This is a genomic window from Paenibacillus pseudetheri (assembly GCF_924513355.1).
GTDB classification, from domain to species: Bacteria; Bacillota; Bacilli; order Paenibacillales; family Paenibacillaceae; genus Paenibacillus_AQ; species Paenibacillus_AQ pseudetheri.
The window spans coordinates 1-16,620 of record NZ_CAKMAB010000018.1; the positions used below are offsets into that span (position 1 = coordinate 1).

Consider the following 16,620-nt stretch of genomic DNA (forward strand, 5'->3'; position numbering starts at 1 on the left):
TTGTCATGTTCGATACCGTTTGTGGCGTATAGTGGTGACCGTACATTCTCTCAATTAGGTCGGCAATCTCCGTCATTGTGACACCCTTTTGAAACATGTGGATGACAAAGGATTCTAGCGTATCATTGGAACGCTTATAAGGCGGAACAGTCTGCTGCTTAAACTCTCCATTGCGATCCCGCGGCATGTTTAGCTGCAGGTCCCCATACTCGGTATGAAGTGTGCGGCAATAGCCCCCGTTTCGAGAATTCCCTGAATTCACGCCCAAACGGTCATATTTTTCATAGTCTAGGAATGCAGTAAGCTCCGTCTCTAGCAGATGATTCATGGCAGACTCTAAGTGACTGCGAAATACTTCCGTTACATCTTGCTTTGTGACTAGAGCTTGGACTAAATCTGTTGTAAAATGATTCATAGGGAAGACCTCTCTTTGAATTGTTGTGTGGTAACTCAATTCTACAAGAAAAGGGCTTCCTTTTTCTATTTATCTATTTACACAAAATATTTTACGCTCTCGTAAGAATTCTAAATGTGCAATTAATAAATTTATTTTAAATAACACTCTTGATATTTTATAGATCCTTTTATAGATATCCTGTTACAAAATGATGAGCCTTCAAAAATCAAAATAAATATATTTTGATTAATATAGCTATTTACTTGATGATAACAAAAGTCTCTAGCTTGTAAATCATTTTACTGGATTACGTTCGTACTATAGCAAATATGACACTTTTCGAGTTGCCATGGGCATCACCTCTAGACATAGGGATTCTCGATAAAATGTTACTGGAGGTTTAATCTAAAAGAGTAAAGACAGAATTAAAGAAAGGAAAAGGTAACCAAAAAACAACACACAAGTATGTTTCATGAAATTTTTTCTCTCAACATGTAGCCAACAACAGAGCCTTGTTCGACTAAAAAATTTAATATCACTAAAACTTCCTGTTTTTGTTTTTTTCCTCTTCTTATGTCCTCCCGTTGTACATAAATATATTTTTTAATGATGGACTCTAAATAATACACAGTATTTGTATCTAATTTCGAGTTCCATAATACTTCACTTCTATTTAACATTTCTGAAATCCAGATTACTCCTGAGAGTAAGTAGCTGCCACCAATACCGTTTAATAGCTTGGACAGTGAGTATAAAGTAGAAGGACAATGGCCTATTTTTTTGGAAATTTCTTTAAAAAATCTTTTTTTCTCTTCACCAAAGGTTCGCCACTCCGTTGCTGTTTCTTTCCATTGGACCTTTGCGAATAGGTAGCTTTTTATTATGTCGCTTACATACCAGTGCTGCTCTCCCTCTTTAGCGAGTGTGGTTACTTTCTCAAAGAAGGCTTCCCATACTTTCCAAAACTTATCGTTAGTATTAAGGGTATCCTCAGCAATAATAAATTGATCAAATAATTCTGAGAAAACCTTTGAACTATTAAAATTTTCAATAAACGGCTTTAAATACAATGGTATGTGCGTTTCAGCAGAGCTTAAAACCAAGTTTGAGAATTTGACTAAAAAATCATGTTTAACAGAGTAATCAATTCTATCTTCTCTTCTATCTGATGCAAATTCAGTTGCAAATTCAGTTGCAAATTTAGATATTATATCTTGTGCAATTTGTATGTGCTCAGGATTTTCAGTTCCCAAAGGGATCAATTGAAAGGCTATTATCAAGTAACTTAAATCTAATTCGCAAACCGCTTCCAGATCATTTAGTGTAATTTCGTTCGATATTATTTTTTGTATATCATTTTCATAATCTCGAGCCAAAGTCTCGATTACTTCATTTTCACTCAAACCATAACTACTTTGTCGATGTCTTTCCTTCCAGAGTTTTTCACGAACCAATTTATATTTGGGAATTAAAAACAGATACCCAATGAAAATAGCATGAGCATCTTCAAAACTCAAATCCCACAAATCCTTTAGGATTGCATTAACGGAGAAGTCTGAAAAGTCAGCATACATACCAATGCTATTTGAGTCAAAAAGTATCATCAGCAAAATAAACTTGATAACGTCCTTTTCATTGGGGAATTTTTGCATTAAGATAGGCAATACTGAAATCGTAGATTCCACCCCATCTGATATCTGGTACTGGTAATTCGCTCTAAACGATGAAGTGGCTGCTTCCAGTATAATCTCTTTACAAAAATCTTTATCTTCATCAGTAAGCATATTGCGAAAATCCCTAATTAATACAGCAGAAACCTCTGAAGGAATTGAATGATTCATTAAAAAGAAACCTTCATATTCATTATGTTTGTTAAGTATTTCCGTTTCAGAGAGTCGTTCAAACTCCCCAATAATCTCCCGTACTTCCTTAAGTGCACGTTTAGGGTCTTCCTCATAACTGATGTACTGCTTGTACTGTTCTTCATTTTTCATTCTATAGTTTGCCCAAAGCTTTAACGAAGTGTATTTCATCTTTTCAGAACTTTGTCTTAATGAGGATTCACTATACTCACGCACCTCTGGCTCCAACTCAGGATTAAAACTTATTAGAATATTACCATCCTCTTCTTCCAACGTAGGGTTCATTTTTCTACTATCCATTCTTGCCAAATAAAGCTTCCACGTTTTTGTATACTCATCTTCATCTGATACTTCTGACAATTCCTTGTAGTATGTGTCCAGAACATCCCAAATAGTTTTTTGTCTTCGTTCTGCTTCCTCTTCACTAATTCCTTTAGTCCTAAAAAATTGATATTCAAGCGCAATATGTTCGAGGCTCTTTGATCTATGTTTATCATTACAGGTTTCGATACGTTCGTCCTGATAAAGCTTAGAACTATAGTTTAATCCATATCCAATGGAATAATTAAATTTTGAAGATTGATCAAGTACCATTCTACTAGTGTCATAAAAGAATAAATCTTTAGTTTTAAATAAATTGATTGCAACATTAAATGTTTTTTCTGGATATGCCAGAACAACACTCACAACAATTGCAGTTATCGAAGTTGACTTGGAGTTTTTTAATAAATACAAAAGCCAGCCTTCTAATGCTCTAGCATCAATATCTTTTGCAGCCTCAAGAAGCACCTTTTCCAAAGCCATATGCATTGATTCCAGGACATCAGGAGCAACTTGAGTCCCTCTATAGACATTCCACAACCTATTACAAATATATTGTTTGTAACTTTTATCTTCAACATAAAGCTGTGTTGTTTCAACTTCATTTTGTCCCAGCTCAGATGTTGCAAAGCATTCTGCTGTTTTATTAGTAAAATCTAAAATAAAGTTAATTGTCTGTGCGAATTTAGTTTTCAATAGCCAATAAATTGGAGTTTGATATGCGCTTGCAGGAAAGTATCTACCTAGCCGTTCTTCTATGCAAAAATCTTCTTCAACTCCTAATCTCGAATGAAATCTATCAATTCTTTCATTTGAACGAAACCAAAATAAGTCTCCCAGTTTTAACACATATTCTGGTAACGCTTTGACAATCTCCATATTCACAAATATTTTGGTCAGTAACATTTCAATCAAATCATAGTAAGGTGACCTATGATCTTTTGATTTGTTAGTTAATACCTCATCAAAAATAGTTGTTAGTTCCGCTTTAATTTCCCCCGCACTATACAAAATTGTCTCTAGTATTTTATCCTTAATGTCTTCGTCACGGGAAAAGTAAACATTTTCTTGTAATACCCACTGATAATATTTAAGGGCGATTAAACCCGATAGTCTTGTAGTTTCGCCTTTTTTGAAGTTTGAATTCCAATCATGAACAATGGGTAAAATAAAATTCACATTCTTTAACCCAATTTCATCTAAGTTATTATATACAAATTGTATGAGGCTGTTCCATCCACTCCCTTTGGGTCTCGTAAAGATATATTTGATCGACAAGAGATCGATATTCTTAGCTTCCGACTGCCGAAAAACATCGTCCACTTCTTTACAAGAAATTCTTAATAAAAAAGAGGCCCTTCGTAATAATTCTCTATTTTTATCCAAGAAAATTCTTTTGAAAGAACTGAAAAAATATTGGGAGTAATCGCAAAGCAACACGGCAATCATTACTTCGTCTTTCCAAAATCCGATTACTTGCTCATCATCAATTACTTCTTCAATGAATTCTTTGACTGACTCGACTTCAAGATAAAGTTTTTCTGAAATCCAATTTCTAAAACTTCTACGAATCGAAAATGATTCTCCAATTTTTTCAAAGAAGCCAATGTTGCTTTCTTTTTTAACAAACTCAGATTCTATTATTTTTTCTAAAGCCCATTCTTCATAAATATCATGTGCAATAAAATAGCCAGCAATTTCATACCCAAGTACACCCTCTTGTACAAGGGCTTCCATATTAATATCATTTGAATCAAATGATAAAAAGAATAGATTTTCATTTGCTCTTTTAAACGCTATCTGCAAGAAACTTTGCTCCCTAGATGGCCTTGCTTTTTTAATTATTTTATTCCACAACAATTCTTTAAATTTTAAATATCCCACATTACTACCTTCAGTATAAAATTTCAGATATTCACTTAAATAAAAGGGGGTTGTAATTAATTCAAATAACTTATAATCGTTAGGAAGATCGAATTTATAAGTACTTGCCAAGTATCCTAGTTCATCCTGACTTAATTTACTAACATAAATTCTTGAGGGACTAAGTTGAAAGTGATCAATAAAATGAATATCAAGATCAACTAAGTATCTGCTTCTTGCAGTAAAAACAACCTTCCATCCAGTTCGCAGTATTTCTGAGAGAAACTCTTTAAAAGGAATATGATTATTTAAATCCATTAACTTTTCAGCAGAATCTATTACGAACACCTTTTTACTATCATTGTTATGAACATCAATAAAATCTTTAAAATTGGCTTCACCAAATAAAAGATCAACATTGGCTACCTCAAATTCATTAGCCTTCATTATATAAAAAGGAATATTATTACCAAAATTATTGTATAAATTTTTAATAACCGCTGTTTTCCCAACCCCTCCTTCTCCACTTAAAACTATTATAGAATCCCGCTCCAAATTAGTATTCAAGTCCTGAAGAAGCTTGCTTCTATCCAACTCTATACTGTACTCATTGAAAACAATTGAGGTTTGAATTTCCAATAATAAAGATTCAGTGTGCCTTCTCATATCCTTTATGGAATCCATAATGTTCTTTTTTAAGCTGAAGAAGTAATGCGAGATTAATTTATTTTCTAATACCACAAAAGGTGATTCAAAATAACTAGCGGTTCTCCATTCTATTTGAATCTTGAGTTTTTCAGCTTCTTTCTCAACTGCAAGCTTAACCTCAGAATCACTTTGAAGTTTCCCTTGTCCCCATTCTTGATTAGTAAAAATGATGATTTTTGTTAAGTCAGGATATCTATCTTTACTTTTTTCCAACATCTCTAATAGATCAATTTTGTGCGCTGATAATGTAGTCTCATAGAATTTTGCCTGCCATCCAATCACATCGTTATCATGAGTTATAGGATTGGTTTCAATACCAGATTGATTCTTGTAGCGAAAAATACCTAATGGCAACTTAAACTCAACACAAAAAAGTAGATAGCACATCCATTCAAAGTTACTCTGTGGGTTTTCACTAAACTTCGCTTTGAATATATTCCAATCTGGTTTAATCATAATCACATTTTCCCCCAATTGAAATTTATAGAGTATATAAAGAAAACACAATTCAAAAAATTACCATGAATTTATTCTACCATTTAGGCTACCAATTTTGAAGAACGTTTGTTTGCCTTTAAATTAGGTTCTTAAGTTGTAGATTTTATTACAAATGACCAAGCCTCTGGACTGTTTCCAGAGGCTCGCTTTCCTATCTATTAAATAAACCCAATTAAAGGGATTTCATCTATAACAAACCGTCAACTCCACCCGATTCCCTTCCCGATTATACACAATCCGCTCCACCAACTTCTTCAACGCCCGATTCTTCTCTTCACTCGTCACCACACTACTCCACAATTCCCTAAACTCACCTATCCGCTCATATATCTGCTCCACAGTCGGGTAATTCCCTTCATCTACTATAATCTTCCGCAATTCCTTCAACTCTTCCTCCAGCTTCTGTATTCGCCTAGACCGGATAGCTTTACGCTCCAAAAATACTTGTTTCGTTATCATGTCCTCTTCATACGATTCATGCAGCTTGTCCAGCGCCCGCTTCTGCTTCTTCAAATCCTGCTCTTTGACCTCAATGATCGTCTGCGTATCACTATAACGACTTCCATGCAGTTCAATTTCCCGTAATATATCCGGGTCTACATGAATAATTCGATTATACAGAGCATTAAAAAAATCAGCATCCATGACTTTACCTCGCTGCTCACATTTGCTGCCATCTTTATACTGGTGATAGCACAATGCACTCCAATGCTGCCCTTGCTTCTTATTCTCACCTACTCTGAATCTCATTCGTGAACCGCACTTTTCACAATACAACAAGCCTGACAAAGGAAAAATGCTCCTCCTGGAATTCGGATTCAGCATTCTATTCTTAAGCAGCCGTTCCATAATCGCTTCATGTTCTTCCGGCGTTTTCAGCTTTTCATGTGTTCCCATGACTTTAATCCGCTCTTCTTCGGGAACAAGCTCCACCTGACCACGCTTGGAACGGGTTTTTCCATAAGTAATGTAACCCAAATGAATTTCGCTTGCCAGCAACCGTTGAACCGTAATATTTGACCAGCCCTTGTTCTATCCATCCGGCTTAATGTTGTATGGCGTGGGTATCTTGTTATCCGTCAACCAAATGGCGATCTGACCAAGGTTTGTTCCATTAAGATATTTCTCTACAATCGCTCGGTAAATCGGACGCTTCGTCTCATCGACCAGTACCGACCTTGTGTTCTTATCGTAGTAGTAAGGAAACGGTGGCTTTCCGTTTGTCCACATGCCTTTCTTGGCTCCTGCCTCTTTGCCCTGCTTCATTCTTCGCTTAATCGTTTTGTACTCTATTCGGGCAAAAATAGACATGAAATCAAATGATACATCGTCATTGTCTATTTCCAGATCGTATATCTTGTTTGGTGTGATAATGACCGTTTCTGAGTTTAAGAATGTATCTTTAATGAGTGCCCAATCCTTGTTTTCTCCACGCCCTAAACGGTCAATATCCATGACCACTACTCCATCATAGAGCTGGTCTTCAACATGCCGAAGTAACTTCTGCATTTCCTTACGGGACTCTATCTTTTCACCAGAGGCCACTTCTTCATATAGCCTATAGGTCCAATTTCGATTCTCGACCAAGGCCAGAAGGGTATCCCTATGCTTCGAGAGAACGTCTTCAAACTCACCATCGTCCCGTGATTTTCTTAAATAAACGGCTACGTGTTTAATTGTTTTGTTTTCCATAATAGCTTCTACTCCAAACGTGTTAATATTTTGCCGCCTTCCAAATAGAATGTTGAGCATTTTTGATGACACATCATCGAATATGACAACTGTTAAATTTTGGAGGCGTAATTCATGAAGAAATGTGAATATGTAATCAAAGAAGTTAATCAGCCATCTGGCAAAGCGTTGCGGCAATTTCATGAGCATGTGGCCGAGATAGACATACCTCACCCCAAAGTGCATCATTCTACGCAAGACAGTCAGAAAATTTAACAAAATAAAAACAAGCCGGAGCACATGACCAATCCATGCTCCGGCTTGTTCTATTTCAGGTTATTTTGAATGAATTTTCGCTCCGACTTTTTCAGATACCTTAGTGAGTTCTCGAAGGAATACAAATACATGGAGCGAAGCATCCTCAGCTTTTCTACTGAGCCAACCGTAATCACTTACTTAATGGCCGGGATCATTTGGCTGTTCGTTACTCCGAATTTTCCCGGCTTTAAAATATCTTCAATGGCAAGTGGCGGCTCTTCTTTGCCATCGTTTGATTCTGGCTGCAACTCTTGTGTATTTGCTTCATTTAATATTGCTTCTTGCTGTGACGTATCTTCTTCCTGATGTTTGCCATCCCCTTGTTCAGGGACGATCTTCTGTTCTTCTTGTCGGACTTGCTCTTGCCCTGTCTCTTCATGAACTTGAATTTCTTCTGCCTCAATACTTGTCTGCTCATTTTCACTTTGAAGCTGTTCTGACATCGTTTGTTCACCTTCCTGTTTAACCTGATTACTTCCACGGCTGTTTCTACCTGAAACCCTATTCTTATTTGCTATCGTCATAACTCCTATAAATCGGTATTTTTCTTGAGTCGATCTTATCAACATGCTTGACTCTCGTACACCGTTTCTTCCTCTTAAATAGTAACTATTTTGCTATATATCTTCATTTAAAAGACAAAACAAAGCCCATAGTGAATTTCTACACTACAGGCTCATAAAGCTTGATTAAAATGAAGTTATCCTGCACGCTTTACGACAAGCTTCCCCAATCCCTAATGATTGTCCAAGGGTTCTTCCTTGTCCAGGTTACAATCTGCTCCGGTATAAATGGCTCTGTAGTTATCTCCAGTTGGATAACTTGTTCTGGACTTAAACTCAGAAAATGTGGCCTTGGCTCGCTATCCAAGTCCCACATATGATATTTGTAAAATTTGATCTTTGCCCGCTCACTAGGTGCCAAATCTAACGGCACACACCGTCTACTCCGTTCCTCTCCACTTCTGGTTGTAAACTCAACTCGTAGTAACCTTCTTTGCTGAATGGCAGCTGCAAATATCAGCTGCATTTGTTTATCCATAATTGACACTTCCTGACACGTTTTTTCCACTTCTGCGGCTCAGTTTAATCATATATCTTGTTGGACAGGACATAACCTGATGAAGTAAGTTCACATTGAAAGTGTAAATATTCATCGGACAAAGAATTAACAGTTTGACCACATCGAGACTATTCTAAGAAAAAAAGCTATTCATCAAAATCAGTTGCCGCCCAAACTTGCTCCCGACTTATCATATGACCTCCTTTAAAATACTGTTGTCCTTGTTTTTGTAAGCGTTCCCCACATTGTTTGCAGGAAAAACGCTCGCTCTTTACCAACATAAATATTTAAACCAGATTCTTTCATTGCTCGTACAAGCTTATTCCCACAAGAGCAAGTTGCAATACATACATACTTTACTTGTCCCGGATAAATGTTCGTTCCTTTGGCATTGATGATTTGCTTCATAAATATGCGCCTCCTTCATGTGCTATTGAAAATGAAAAAGACGTTAACCAGATGTATAACATCCGTTAACGTCTTCATAGGTTAAGATTGAAGTAAACATTATCCAGCTCTTGTCGAGTGATTCCTATGTACGCTAAAGTGACACTCGGTGCTGAATGGTTGAACAGCTTTTGAATACGAGTAATATCTACACCACTTTGATAAGCATGAAAGGCAAACGACTTTCTCAAGGTATGTGTTCCAACTGCTTCTTTAATGCCAACACGGCTTGCCCCTTCACTCAGTATCCGGTAAGCAGGTACTCGACTAATTGGATTCCCACCTTTGTGGCTGGCAAACAGCGCTCCTGACTTATGACCTGTTGCTTTTACATATTCCTGAATTGCTTTTTTACAGGTATCCGACAAGGGGAAATCTTTTCTCTTACCTGTCTACTGCTCTCGAAGGCTGATCCGATCTTGATTGTACACCTCTTCCACCTGAAGCTTGAGCAAATCAGATATTCGCAATCCTGAATTAATGCCAAGCACAAACAATAGATAGTCTCGGATATTCTGCCCTCGCAGATACTTCTTCAAAGCATCAATCTGTTTCTTACTACGGATAGGTTCTACAAATTCCATACCACACACAGCATTTGCTGGGTTGTCCGGCTGCTTCCTCGCTTCACAACTTTGGCCGGACTATGGAGCGTCAACTCTGCGGCGTGAATCTGGTATTATACGAAGGAATCGACTTCTCGAATACGCATTCAAAAAGTTACTCGATTATTTCATAACTCTCTTCTAAATATCTAATAACGTCATCTTCACCTAGTTCTTTCAACTTATTTATAGTACTTTCAGAATCCAGAAGATAACTAGTCTCATAAATGGCATATCCGATATTGTTTGTAGCTTCTTCTTTCATTTTAATAAGTTCATGATTACTTATACTAATATCGAAAAGTAAAACTATTTCTTCAAAATACTCAATAACATTATTAATTAATATTACTAATTGTCCAAATAATTTATCAGAAATCCACGAATTATACATTCCACCAATACAAGAACCCCAAATAGAATTTCTATTCGAATGTACAACATCACTTAATTCAGCATATATTCTTCCAGAGGTAGAATTATTATCAGTTGCTATTCTTCTTTCGAGAGGAGTAATTTTTAATTTCTTTTTTATGACCCAATTTTCGGCTTTTAATGGATTCTTAATAAAATATTTTAATAGCCAAGATAGTTCCAAAGCTTGCCTAAGCATAATCAAACTTTCGTCTTCTAATCCTATCTTTAACATTTGGTAACTAGCCATTATATGGTTTATTAATCTTGAAGTTATAAAATACCTAGCATGATGGAAATATATATTCTCTTCGGTGAACTTTTCTTCATTAAAAACTGCAAGATAATTTAGAGCTTGCCAAAATGTATCATCTCTATCGTTCAAATGATTTAGAAAGGATATTTCTTTCGTATTATCATAAAATCGATCTTTAATGTTTATCATAAAATTCCCCTTAGGTAATAAGATGATTTCTTAATGGTATTTCCGATTTTTTCGTATAACGTTCTTGTATCCACGACGTTCAACTCGCTCAAGCTCGAAGGGCGGCCGCGATGCGGTTAGGGAGTTGGGTGTGTCCGGCAGAATATCTACTTCCCTGCTACTGAAAACCTTCATCGAATCTATTTTTAACTTCGGTCCGGACCGAGGGCGAATGCCCGACGCGTGAATATGATGTTATAAGAAGTCGGCTCATCTTTGAATGTTCTTTCAAATGATTATGTTTCTATTATTTTTTCTCGGACCTGGAAACCTTCTAATTTGTGTCAAATATTGACTTGCCTGCCTTTGTTCATTATTAAATGAATTAATTAGACTTCTTGAGCCTGTAAGAATAAATCCGATACCTAGCAGTTCTTTAATAAATTCGAGATTTTCAACATTAGGTCCGAGTGTTAGAAAAATACCTAACCCAACTTGCGAAACTGTTGAACATAAATTAAATATCTCTGAAGAAAGACCTATCTTGACTTCTTCGATCTCAGAGATGATATGCCGCATATTAACTTCACTCATATTTCCACCATGTAAATCATTAAGTTTGGAGACGGCTTCTCTAAAAGCTTTAAGTTTAGATTGGTATTTTGTTTTATTTCTAAAATCAATTATTTCATCAACGCTTATAGAATCGATATTTCTTGGTAAATTTAATTCTATTGTTTTCTTTATTGCTTTGAATTCATTATATCTTTTATTAAATTTCCAAGTGTTTTGACTTATTTGAGAAACCATATTATGTTCTTTGATATCAGTTATTACAGATACATTATTGTGCTCACCAATGTTATGGGCCAATATTGACATATAAATAACTCCAAATTGATACGGTAAACTAATACCATTTTCTGAGCGATGCGCAAAACCTTGATCCAAGCAAAATTGCTCAAAATCATAAGAGAATTTGGAGAAAAATAGTTCGAAATTTTGATTTTCTCTAGTTCGCCAGTGGTCAATAACGTTTACCCTTCCTAAAATGCCAAAGTTTCTTGAAGGATTATTAATATACTTTTCTATTACTTCTATAGTTTCTCTACTACTCTTTTCACTTTCCATGTAATCTGGGCGATATCTCTTTAGCAAACCCGTTTCTTGCTCAATAAATGTATATAAATCACTTACGTAGTGATCTCCACCCATTGGAACTATTGTGCTAATCTCCTCAAGATAAAGCAAAGCGAATTTTAACCAGCGTTGATCTTGAATTTCGAATCCTGGGTAGTAGAGCAAATTCTGCATGTGATTCCCCTCCATATAATGTTCTTAGCCGATTTCTTATAACGTAATATTGACGAAGTTCGTCAATCTACAGAATACAATTAAATAAACGAACAAACCGAAACTCGAAACCTATAGACTATCTTCTTATTATACTATGAAATGGAAGAATATGACGAATGTCGTTCTTATACTTCAAACAAAAAAACTCCCGCCAAAACTTCAGCGAAAGTTTCTTTGAAAAATTGATTCACGCGAAAATCCCATCAATGTGATGTATTTCGTGAGCGATGACGTGACGCATGATTTCTCCATGCTTATATGTTATCCATTCACCATTATCACGTATAAGTGTCAGTTATTTACATTCCATCTCCGGTGTCCATGACGTAACAAATGGCTCCACTTCTGCGTGAAACTGTATTGATAAATCTCGTATCTGCTTCAGACTTCTGTGAGCCTCGAAGGGCTCTTGCTCAAACTCTGCCTTTCCTTGCAATACGCAGTGAATCCAACTATATTCCCAATAAACGATGTGAAACAGTGTTTTTAAGATTCCTCCAACACCGCCAATACGAGCTTTAAGCAATTTCATCTTCAGATACATCTTCACACCAAGAGAATCAGTCATTACGAACCTGCCAGTTGTATTGGAACAGAGTCTTCATTATAGAGCACGCTCCTAATTTATATCATCTAAATATTAAAATTCTAACTATTCAGACAAACTAATTCGACATCAACCTGCTATTTCTTCTTGTGACATTAACTGTTCGTTAGTGTAATGCCCTCGTCAGTCTAGTGCTTTATTTTCCAGGTCTGACACTTTATTTTTCAGTCCCCGTAAGTTAAACGTTCTAGAGTGAATCAGATGAGTCAGACGAATTAGAGACTTTCATAACACCCTATTTTGCTAAGAGCAGACGTTTAAGTGTATTTGGACACTGCCAGTGCGAGATATGTTGTGAAGCATAGGTTAGTTTGTGCATCGCATTCTCTACTCTATTAAAAACACCAAAAGGCATCCCAAGCACAAGCAACCAATTCATTGCTTTGGGGGACACCTCTTTGTCTGAGTAGATATAAGCGCTGCAACCCAGTGACCTTTTGCAGATTTAGCGGGTAGCCTGAAATCTGCTTCATAGATTCTGTCTGCCATTCTGTCTGCCATTCCGACTGCCAATCTTAGTCTTTCATCGTGGAGTTAATTTTCAAGTACAACTGTTTCAGCGGATTAACAATACTGCCACTAAGCATTGAGATCAGCAACCAGAACACTATGAACACGACGATGTTTAATCCAATCATTAAATACTTAAATGTCCGCAGCTCTGCATTCATCCCGTCTGCAGAGATATAGGTGACGATCCGCTCGTCCGATTCGGGCAGCGGATAGAGCAAAATCAAGCCGTCGGCCGTTTCACGCTCCAACAAATCCATAGAACCGCTACTTGAACTATCTTGTTCTTCCGGCATAGCTGGATTATCCTTCTCTGGTGTGGCCAGCGCTGTTCTAACTTCTTGCAGTCGCTTCATGGGCACATCCGCCGCATTCAGCAGCTTTCCGTTACTTGTCAGCAGATAAACTTCATTCTCGCCGTAGATCGTATTCTTGCCTGACAGGTAGAAGCTGTACAGCTTGTCAATCTCAACTTCGAGCGAGAGCAGACCTAAAATTTGCCCCTCCGTATTCTGAATTTTTACCTCAAGCAGCAGACGGTCGCGCAGATCAGAAGGCGCGTTCATCAGATGTTCCCGGTTCAGCACCGTCCAGCGCAAAACCTGTTCTCGATTATCCAGAAATTGTTCCATCCCCGGAACTTTCTTGATCTCTGTAAAGGGGAGAAGCCCGGATACATTGCTCGAGGAGTACGTCCCCCCTGCTTCACCCCAAATATAAATGCCGAGAATGTCACTGCTAGAGGAGCGAATGCCCTCAAGTATAGGAGAAATCGCTCCGTCGTACGCTGGTTTTTTCAACGCATTCTGTACCACCTGATTGTTGGAGATAAGCTTGGAGGTCTCCTCTAGCCAGTTCATGAACAAAAGAGTGTTCTTATGCTGCTGGCCAGTGTATTGAACGGACAACTGCCGCAGCATGTCCAAGCTTCTATGCTCCATAGTACGGTACAAAATGAAACTCGAAGCGGCAATGTAAACGGTAATAAACAGCACCAGGACAAGGCTGATGTTGCGGCCGAATGATCTGAACATATAACTCCCCATCCCCCTCTGGTGTATGAATCAACGAAAACGAAGATCAATTGAAATCAGACTATCAGCTAAAGTGACTAAAGTCGATCTCCTTATAAAAAGAACCTGCATCTGTCAGCAGCACTTCATGATTAGGCAAGATAATTGTAATCGCCGAACCGGCTGGCCAGTTAGCTTCAAAATGGAAGCTTTTATGTCCCGCTTCTGAATGGATTTCCCATTTTACATGTATTGGACCCAGACTTGTGCTTACGATTCCACTGGCCTGTTGCAGTTCGCCGCAATGTGGCTTTATGGTTATTCCCCCTATCCCTTGCAGGACACCCAATATCCCTCTTGTGAACTCAGTGATCGGCAGCGCGCTCCAGGCGTGACAGTCACTTCTGGTTCCAACAGAGTCCATTTCTGGGAGTGTAGTGAGGTTCAAATCCAGCTGTTTCATCCAACGAGCCCATAGTCCGAAGGAGCGGTCATACAATCCGCAATGTTCCAACGCGCGAAAAAGATAATAGCTCATCGGCAGTGAAAGCTTAGCCAGCGATGTGTCTGTCATCGTAGCTTCTAGTAATGCCGCCCCCTCTACAGCATCTACCGTACCAGCTAAAACTGCCCAGACCTGCGTATGCTGGCTAAGCTGGGTTTCTGTAGTCGCCTTCGGGCTGTCGCGGAACATTAGGCTATTCGTTTGGCGACAGCAATCCAGTACTGCAGCGTTGACCGCCGCTTTGCGCTGACGCAATTCTATTGCAATCTGCGTCCACCCGCTGGCGGCAAGCAATTCAGCCGCTTGCTCCAACGCGGCTGCATACATCAAGCTAAGCACAGTTGCAGGTGCACCTTCCGTACAGTCTGGTGCACCGAGTGGCCATTCTTCCACCCAGTCAAAATAATTCCAATATTGGCGGGGCGTTCTGTCCACCAGACCTTGCGGTGTCAGTCGCTGATCGAACCAGTCCAATACGGATAACAGTGGCAGTCGGTACCGATTTACGATATCCAGATCTCCAAAGGATCTGTAGTGGTCATGAATCATCCCGATCCAATATAAAGAGAAGGAGGGGATGACCTGTGGCAGCACGGAGGGGTAGCGGCTTTGCAGCATGCCGTTTGGCAGCTGCGAAGCCCTATAATCTTCCATTGCCCTCCGTGCCAATCGGTCGTCTCCTGATAACAGGTACGTAAATTCCATCATCAGTTTGGTATCCATGGTATATTGCAGCTGTTCATAATACGGCGTATCCTCGTAGGTCTCATGCATGCAGCGTTGTAGTGTTCGGACACTCAGCTCCCAGAGCTGGTTATATCGTTCATCGTTGCAATGAAAGCTTCCTTCCGGCAGCAAAGGATATCCGGTCTCCCGATAACTGAAGCCGGATATCGTCAAAGGCTCAGCTCCAGTATTCACCTCCAGCCGGACATACCGGAAAGTACGAAACCAGAATGGCTCATAGCATTCCATCTGCACCGAGGTGCCATAACCGGCTGGATGGTAGCTGTCATAACCGCCTCTTAACACATGCTCCTGCATATCATCGCGGACAGCTTTGCGGCGGATCTCGTCATCCCCAGTCTCTTCTTCGTAGCACTCGGCGTACAGTAGGGTGATCCTGCTACCTTTCCCCCCAAGAAGCTTAAGCTGCGGATAAGCTGTGATTAGCTCACCTGCATCCAACTCCAGCCAGAGTTGCTGTCCCTCTTCCACGTGTATTCCTGCAAATGGCGTCGAGGCTCCACCAGCTTCATTCCGCAGCTCCAGACTATGCCCGTTTTCAAAAAGGGCTTCCCCTTCACCACTGCTGCTGCGCATCAGCTTCAGGAAGAGCTGCTCGCGCTCATACAGCAGCGGAATCGGTCGCTCCGCCAATTGCCAGGGGGTTAATTGACCATAATCATCCCGCACCGGCTGTACAATCCCTGCAGCTAGCCAGGCGCTGTCGTCATATTCCGGCAGAGTCCAATCCAACAGCGACATGTCCCCCTCCACCTCTTCCAATCCGCCCATCCAGCGCATAATCGGAAACGGCTGAAGCCGGTAGCTGTGGTCCCTAATGCTTTTCCATGAGGTATCCGTATTGAGTTCCTGCACAAGCTGCCCATTGTTCATAACATCCGCTTCTACAAGCAAGCCGCCTTTTTGCGAGCGCCAAATCGATAGAGGACCGTCTTCACCCAGTTCAAATGGCGAAGTCCCAGCATAATGAACTACCATAACAGCAATCACATTTATACCTGGTTGCAAAACGTCGTCCAAATTGAACTCCTCATAATAGTGTACATGACCATGACCCTTGCAAGGACCGGCCCATAAACGCTGCCCGTTAACAAAGAGTCTGTAGCGACTGTCAGCAGTAATGGCCAAATTCAGACTGTAGGCCCTCCCGGCTCCAGCTGGCAGCTCAAACATTTTGCGAAAATACACTCGCTCGTGTTGCTGCTCCCAACTTTCTGTCCCTTCCTCATCCAAAGGCCAGATCCATCGCGCGCTCCAGTCTCCCCATTCTTTTGCTGCCATATAATGCACCT

General features: G+C 39.2%; 15 protein-coding genes and 2 pseudogenes. 1 reads left to right on the plus strand and 16 read right to left on the minus strand.

Translation table 11 applies throughout. The features are described 5' to 3' along the window. From L1028_RS17005 to L1028_RS17020, 5 genes and pseudogenes are all read right to left on the minus strand, one after another. The coding region (locus L1028_RS17005) for a transposase (protein ID WP_234535768.1) at positions 1 to 415 on the minus strand (415 nt) is incomplete at its 3' end. 452 nt (positions 416 to 867) lie between these two features. Continuing rightward, positions 868 to 5,607, minus strand: a complete 4,740-nt coding sequence (gene avs4, locus L1028_RS17010; protein WP_234535770.1) for an AVAST type 4 anti-phage nuclease Avs4 — start codon at positions 5,605 to 5,607, stop codon at positions 868 to 870. 225 nt (positions 5,608 to 5,832) lie between these two features. Then, a complete protein-coding gene (locus tag L1028_RS17015) occupies positions 5,833 to 6,498 on the minus strand; it encodes a recombinase zinc ribbon domain-containing protein (RefSeq protein WP_341482558.1) in 666 nt (221 codons plus the stop codon). Next, positions 6,490 to 6,666: pseudogene (locus L1028_RS31500) on the minus strand (recombinase family protein); the annotation flags it as partial. The gene L1028_RS17015 and the pseudogene L1028_RS31500, both read right to left, overlap by 9 nt. Before the next feature lie 15 nt (positions 6,667 to 6,681). Further along, the gene (locus tag L1028_RS17020) at positions 6,682 to 7,341 is read right to left on the minus strand and encodes a recombinase family protein (protein WP_341482554.1); all 660 of its coding nucleotides are present in this window, start codon (positions 7,339 to 7,341) and stop codon (positions 6,682 to 6,684) included. Between the two features lie 114 nt (positions 7,342 to 7,455). Here L1028_RS17020 and L1028_RS17025 point away from each other — a divergent pair, with 114 nt between their 5' ends. Further along, positions 7,456 to 7,596 (plus strand): hypothetical protein, encoded by a 141-nt coding sequence (locus L1028_RS17025; protein ID WP_234535771.1) that lies wholly within the window; start codon positions 7,456 to 7,458, stop codon positions 7,594 to 7,596. 176 nt (positions 7,597 to 7,772) lie between these two features. On the opposite strand, the gene L1028_RS17030 is transcribed toward L1028_RS17025, so the two are convergent. From L1028_RS17030 to L1028_RS17075, 11 genes and pseudogenes are all read right to left on the minus strand, one after another. Continuing rightward, complete coding sequence (locus tag L1028_RS17030; protein WP_234535774.1) at positions 7,773 to 8,162, minus strand: hypothetical protein; 390 nt, start codon at positions 8,160 to 8,162, stop codon at positions 7,773 to 7,775. A 190-nt stretch (positions 8,163 to 8,352) separates the two neighbouring features. Continuing rightward, a complete protein-coding gene (locus L1028_RS17035) occupies positions 8,353 to 8,679 on the minus strand; it encodes a hypothetical protein (protein ID WP_234535776.1) in 327 nt (108 codons plus the stop codon). Positions 8,680 to 8,904: 225 nt separating this feature from the next. Next, the gene (locus L1028_RS17040; RefSeq protein WP_234535778.1) at positions 8,905 to 9,108 is read right to left on the minus strand and encodes a hypothetical protein; all 204 of its coding nucleotides are present in this window, start codon (positions 9,106 to 9,108) and stop codon (positions 8,905 to 8,907) included. A gap of 74 nt (positions 9,109 to 9,182) precedes the next feature. Then, a pseudogene (locus tag L1028_RS31505) lies at positions 9,183 to 9,524 on the minus strand (tyrosine-type recombinase/integrase); the annotation flags it as partial. A gap of 15 nt (positions 9,525 to 9,539) precedes the next feature. After that, entirely contained in the window at positions 9,540 to 9,731 is a 192-nt protein-coding gene (locus L1028_RS31510) for a site-specific integrase (protein WP_341482555.1), read from the minus strand. Positions 9,732 to 9,867: 136 nt separating this feature from the next. After that, entirely contained in the window at positions 9,868 to 10,611 is a 744-nt protein-coding gene (locus L1028_RS17050; protein WP_234535780.1) for a hypothetical protein, read from the minus strand. 267 nt (positions 10,612 to 10,878) lie between these two features. Beyond that, positions 10,879 to 11,904: a hypothetical protein gene (locus L1028_RS17055; protein ID WP_234535782.1), complete on the minus strand. Its 1,026-nt coding sequence runs from the start codon at positions 11,902 to 11,904 to the stop codon at positions 10,879 to 10,881. 337 nt (positions 11,905 to 12,241) lie between these two features. After that, positions 12,242 to 12,514, minus strand: coding sequence for a DinB family protein (locus tag L1028_RS17060; RefSeq protein WP_234535784.1), 273 nt, complete (start codon positions 12,512 to 12,514; stop codon positions 12,242 to 12,244). Positions 12,515 to 12,788: 274 nt separating this feature from the next. Next, the gene (locus L1028_RS17065) at positions 12,789 to 12,932 is read right to left on the minus strand and encodes a hypothetical protein (protein ID WP_234535786.1); all 144 of its coding nucleotides are present in this window, start codon (positions 12,930 to 12,932) and stop codon (positions 12,789 to 12,791) included. Between the two features lie 136 nt (positions 12,933 to 13,068). Continuing rightward, entirely contained in the window at positions 13,069 to 14,097 is a 1,029-nt protein-coding gene (locus tag L1028_RS17070; RefSeq protein ID WP_234535787.1) for a cache domain-containing protein, read from the minus strand. A 64-nt stretch (positions 14,098 to 14,161) separates the two neighbouring features. Next, positions 14,162 to 16,609, minus strand: a complete 2,448-nt coding sequence (locus L1028_RS17075) for an alpha-L-rhamnosidase-related protein (RefSeq protein ID WP_234535789.1) — start codon at positions 16,607 to 16,609, stop codon at positions 14,162 to 14,164. Positions 16,610 to 16,620 lie beyond the last annotated feature (11 nt).

Excerpts from the sequence above, each read along its gene's own strand:
- avs4 (WP_234535770.1), bottom strand. The coding sequence starts at position 5,607 with ATGATTAAACCAGATTGGAATATATTCAAAGCGAAGTTTAGTGAAAAC.
- L1028_RS17015 (WP_341482558.1), bottom strand. The coding sequence starts at position 6,498 with ATGGAACGGCTGCTTAAGAATAGAATGCTGAATCCGAATTCCAGGAGG.
- L1028_RS17020 (WP_341482554.1), bottom strand. The coding sequence starts at position 7,341 with ATGGAAAACAAAACAATTAAACACGTAGCCGTTTATTTAAGAAAATCA.
- L1028_RS17025 (WP_234535771.1), top strand. The coding sequence starts at position 7,456 with ATGAAGAAATGTGAATATGTAATCAAAGAAGTTAATCAGCCATCTGGC.
- L1028_RS17030 (WP_234535774.1), bottom strand. The coding sequence starts at position 8,162 with ATGACGATAGCAAATAAGAATAGGGTTTCAGGTAGAAACAGCCGTGGA.
- L1028_RS17035 (WP_234535776.1), bottom strand. The coding sequence starts at position 8,679 with ATGGATAAACAAATGCAGCTGATATTTGCAGCTGCCATTCAGCAAAGA.
- L1028_RS17040 (WP_234535778.1), bottom strand. The coding sequence starts at position 9,108 with ATGAAGCAAATCATCAATGCCAAAGGAACGAACATTTATCCGGGACAA.
- L1028_RS31510 (WP_341482555.1), bottom strand. The coding sequence starts at position 9,731 with ATGGAATTTGTAGAACCTATCCGTAGTAAGAAACAGATTGATGCTTTG.
- L1028_RS17050 (WP_234535780.1), bottom strand. The coding sequence starts at position 10,611 with ATGATAAACATTAAAGATCGATTTTATGATAATACGAAAGAAATATCC.
- L1028_RS17055 (WP_234535782.1), bottom strand. The coding sequence starts at position 11,904 with ATGCAGAATTTGCTCTACTACCCAGGATTCGAAATTCAAGATCAACGC.
- L1028_RS17060 (WP_234535784.1), bottom strand. The coding sequence starts at position 12,514 with ATGACTGATTCTCTTGGTGTGAAGATGTATCTGAAGATGAAATTGCTT.
- L1028_RS17065 (WP_234535786.1), bottom strand. The coding sequence starts at position 12,932 with ATGAATTGGTTGCTTGTGCTTGGGATGCCTTTTGGTGTTTTTAATAGA.
- L1028_RS17070 (WP_234535787.1), bottom strand. The coding sequence starts at position 14,097 with ATGTTCAGATCATTCGGCCGCAACATCAGCCTTGTCCTGGTGCTGTTT.
- L1028_RS17075 (WP_234535789.1), bottom strand. The coding sequence starts at position 16,609 with ATGGCAGCAAAAGAATGGGGAGACTGGAGCGCGCGATGGATCTGGCCT.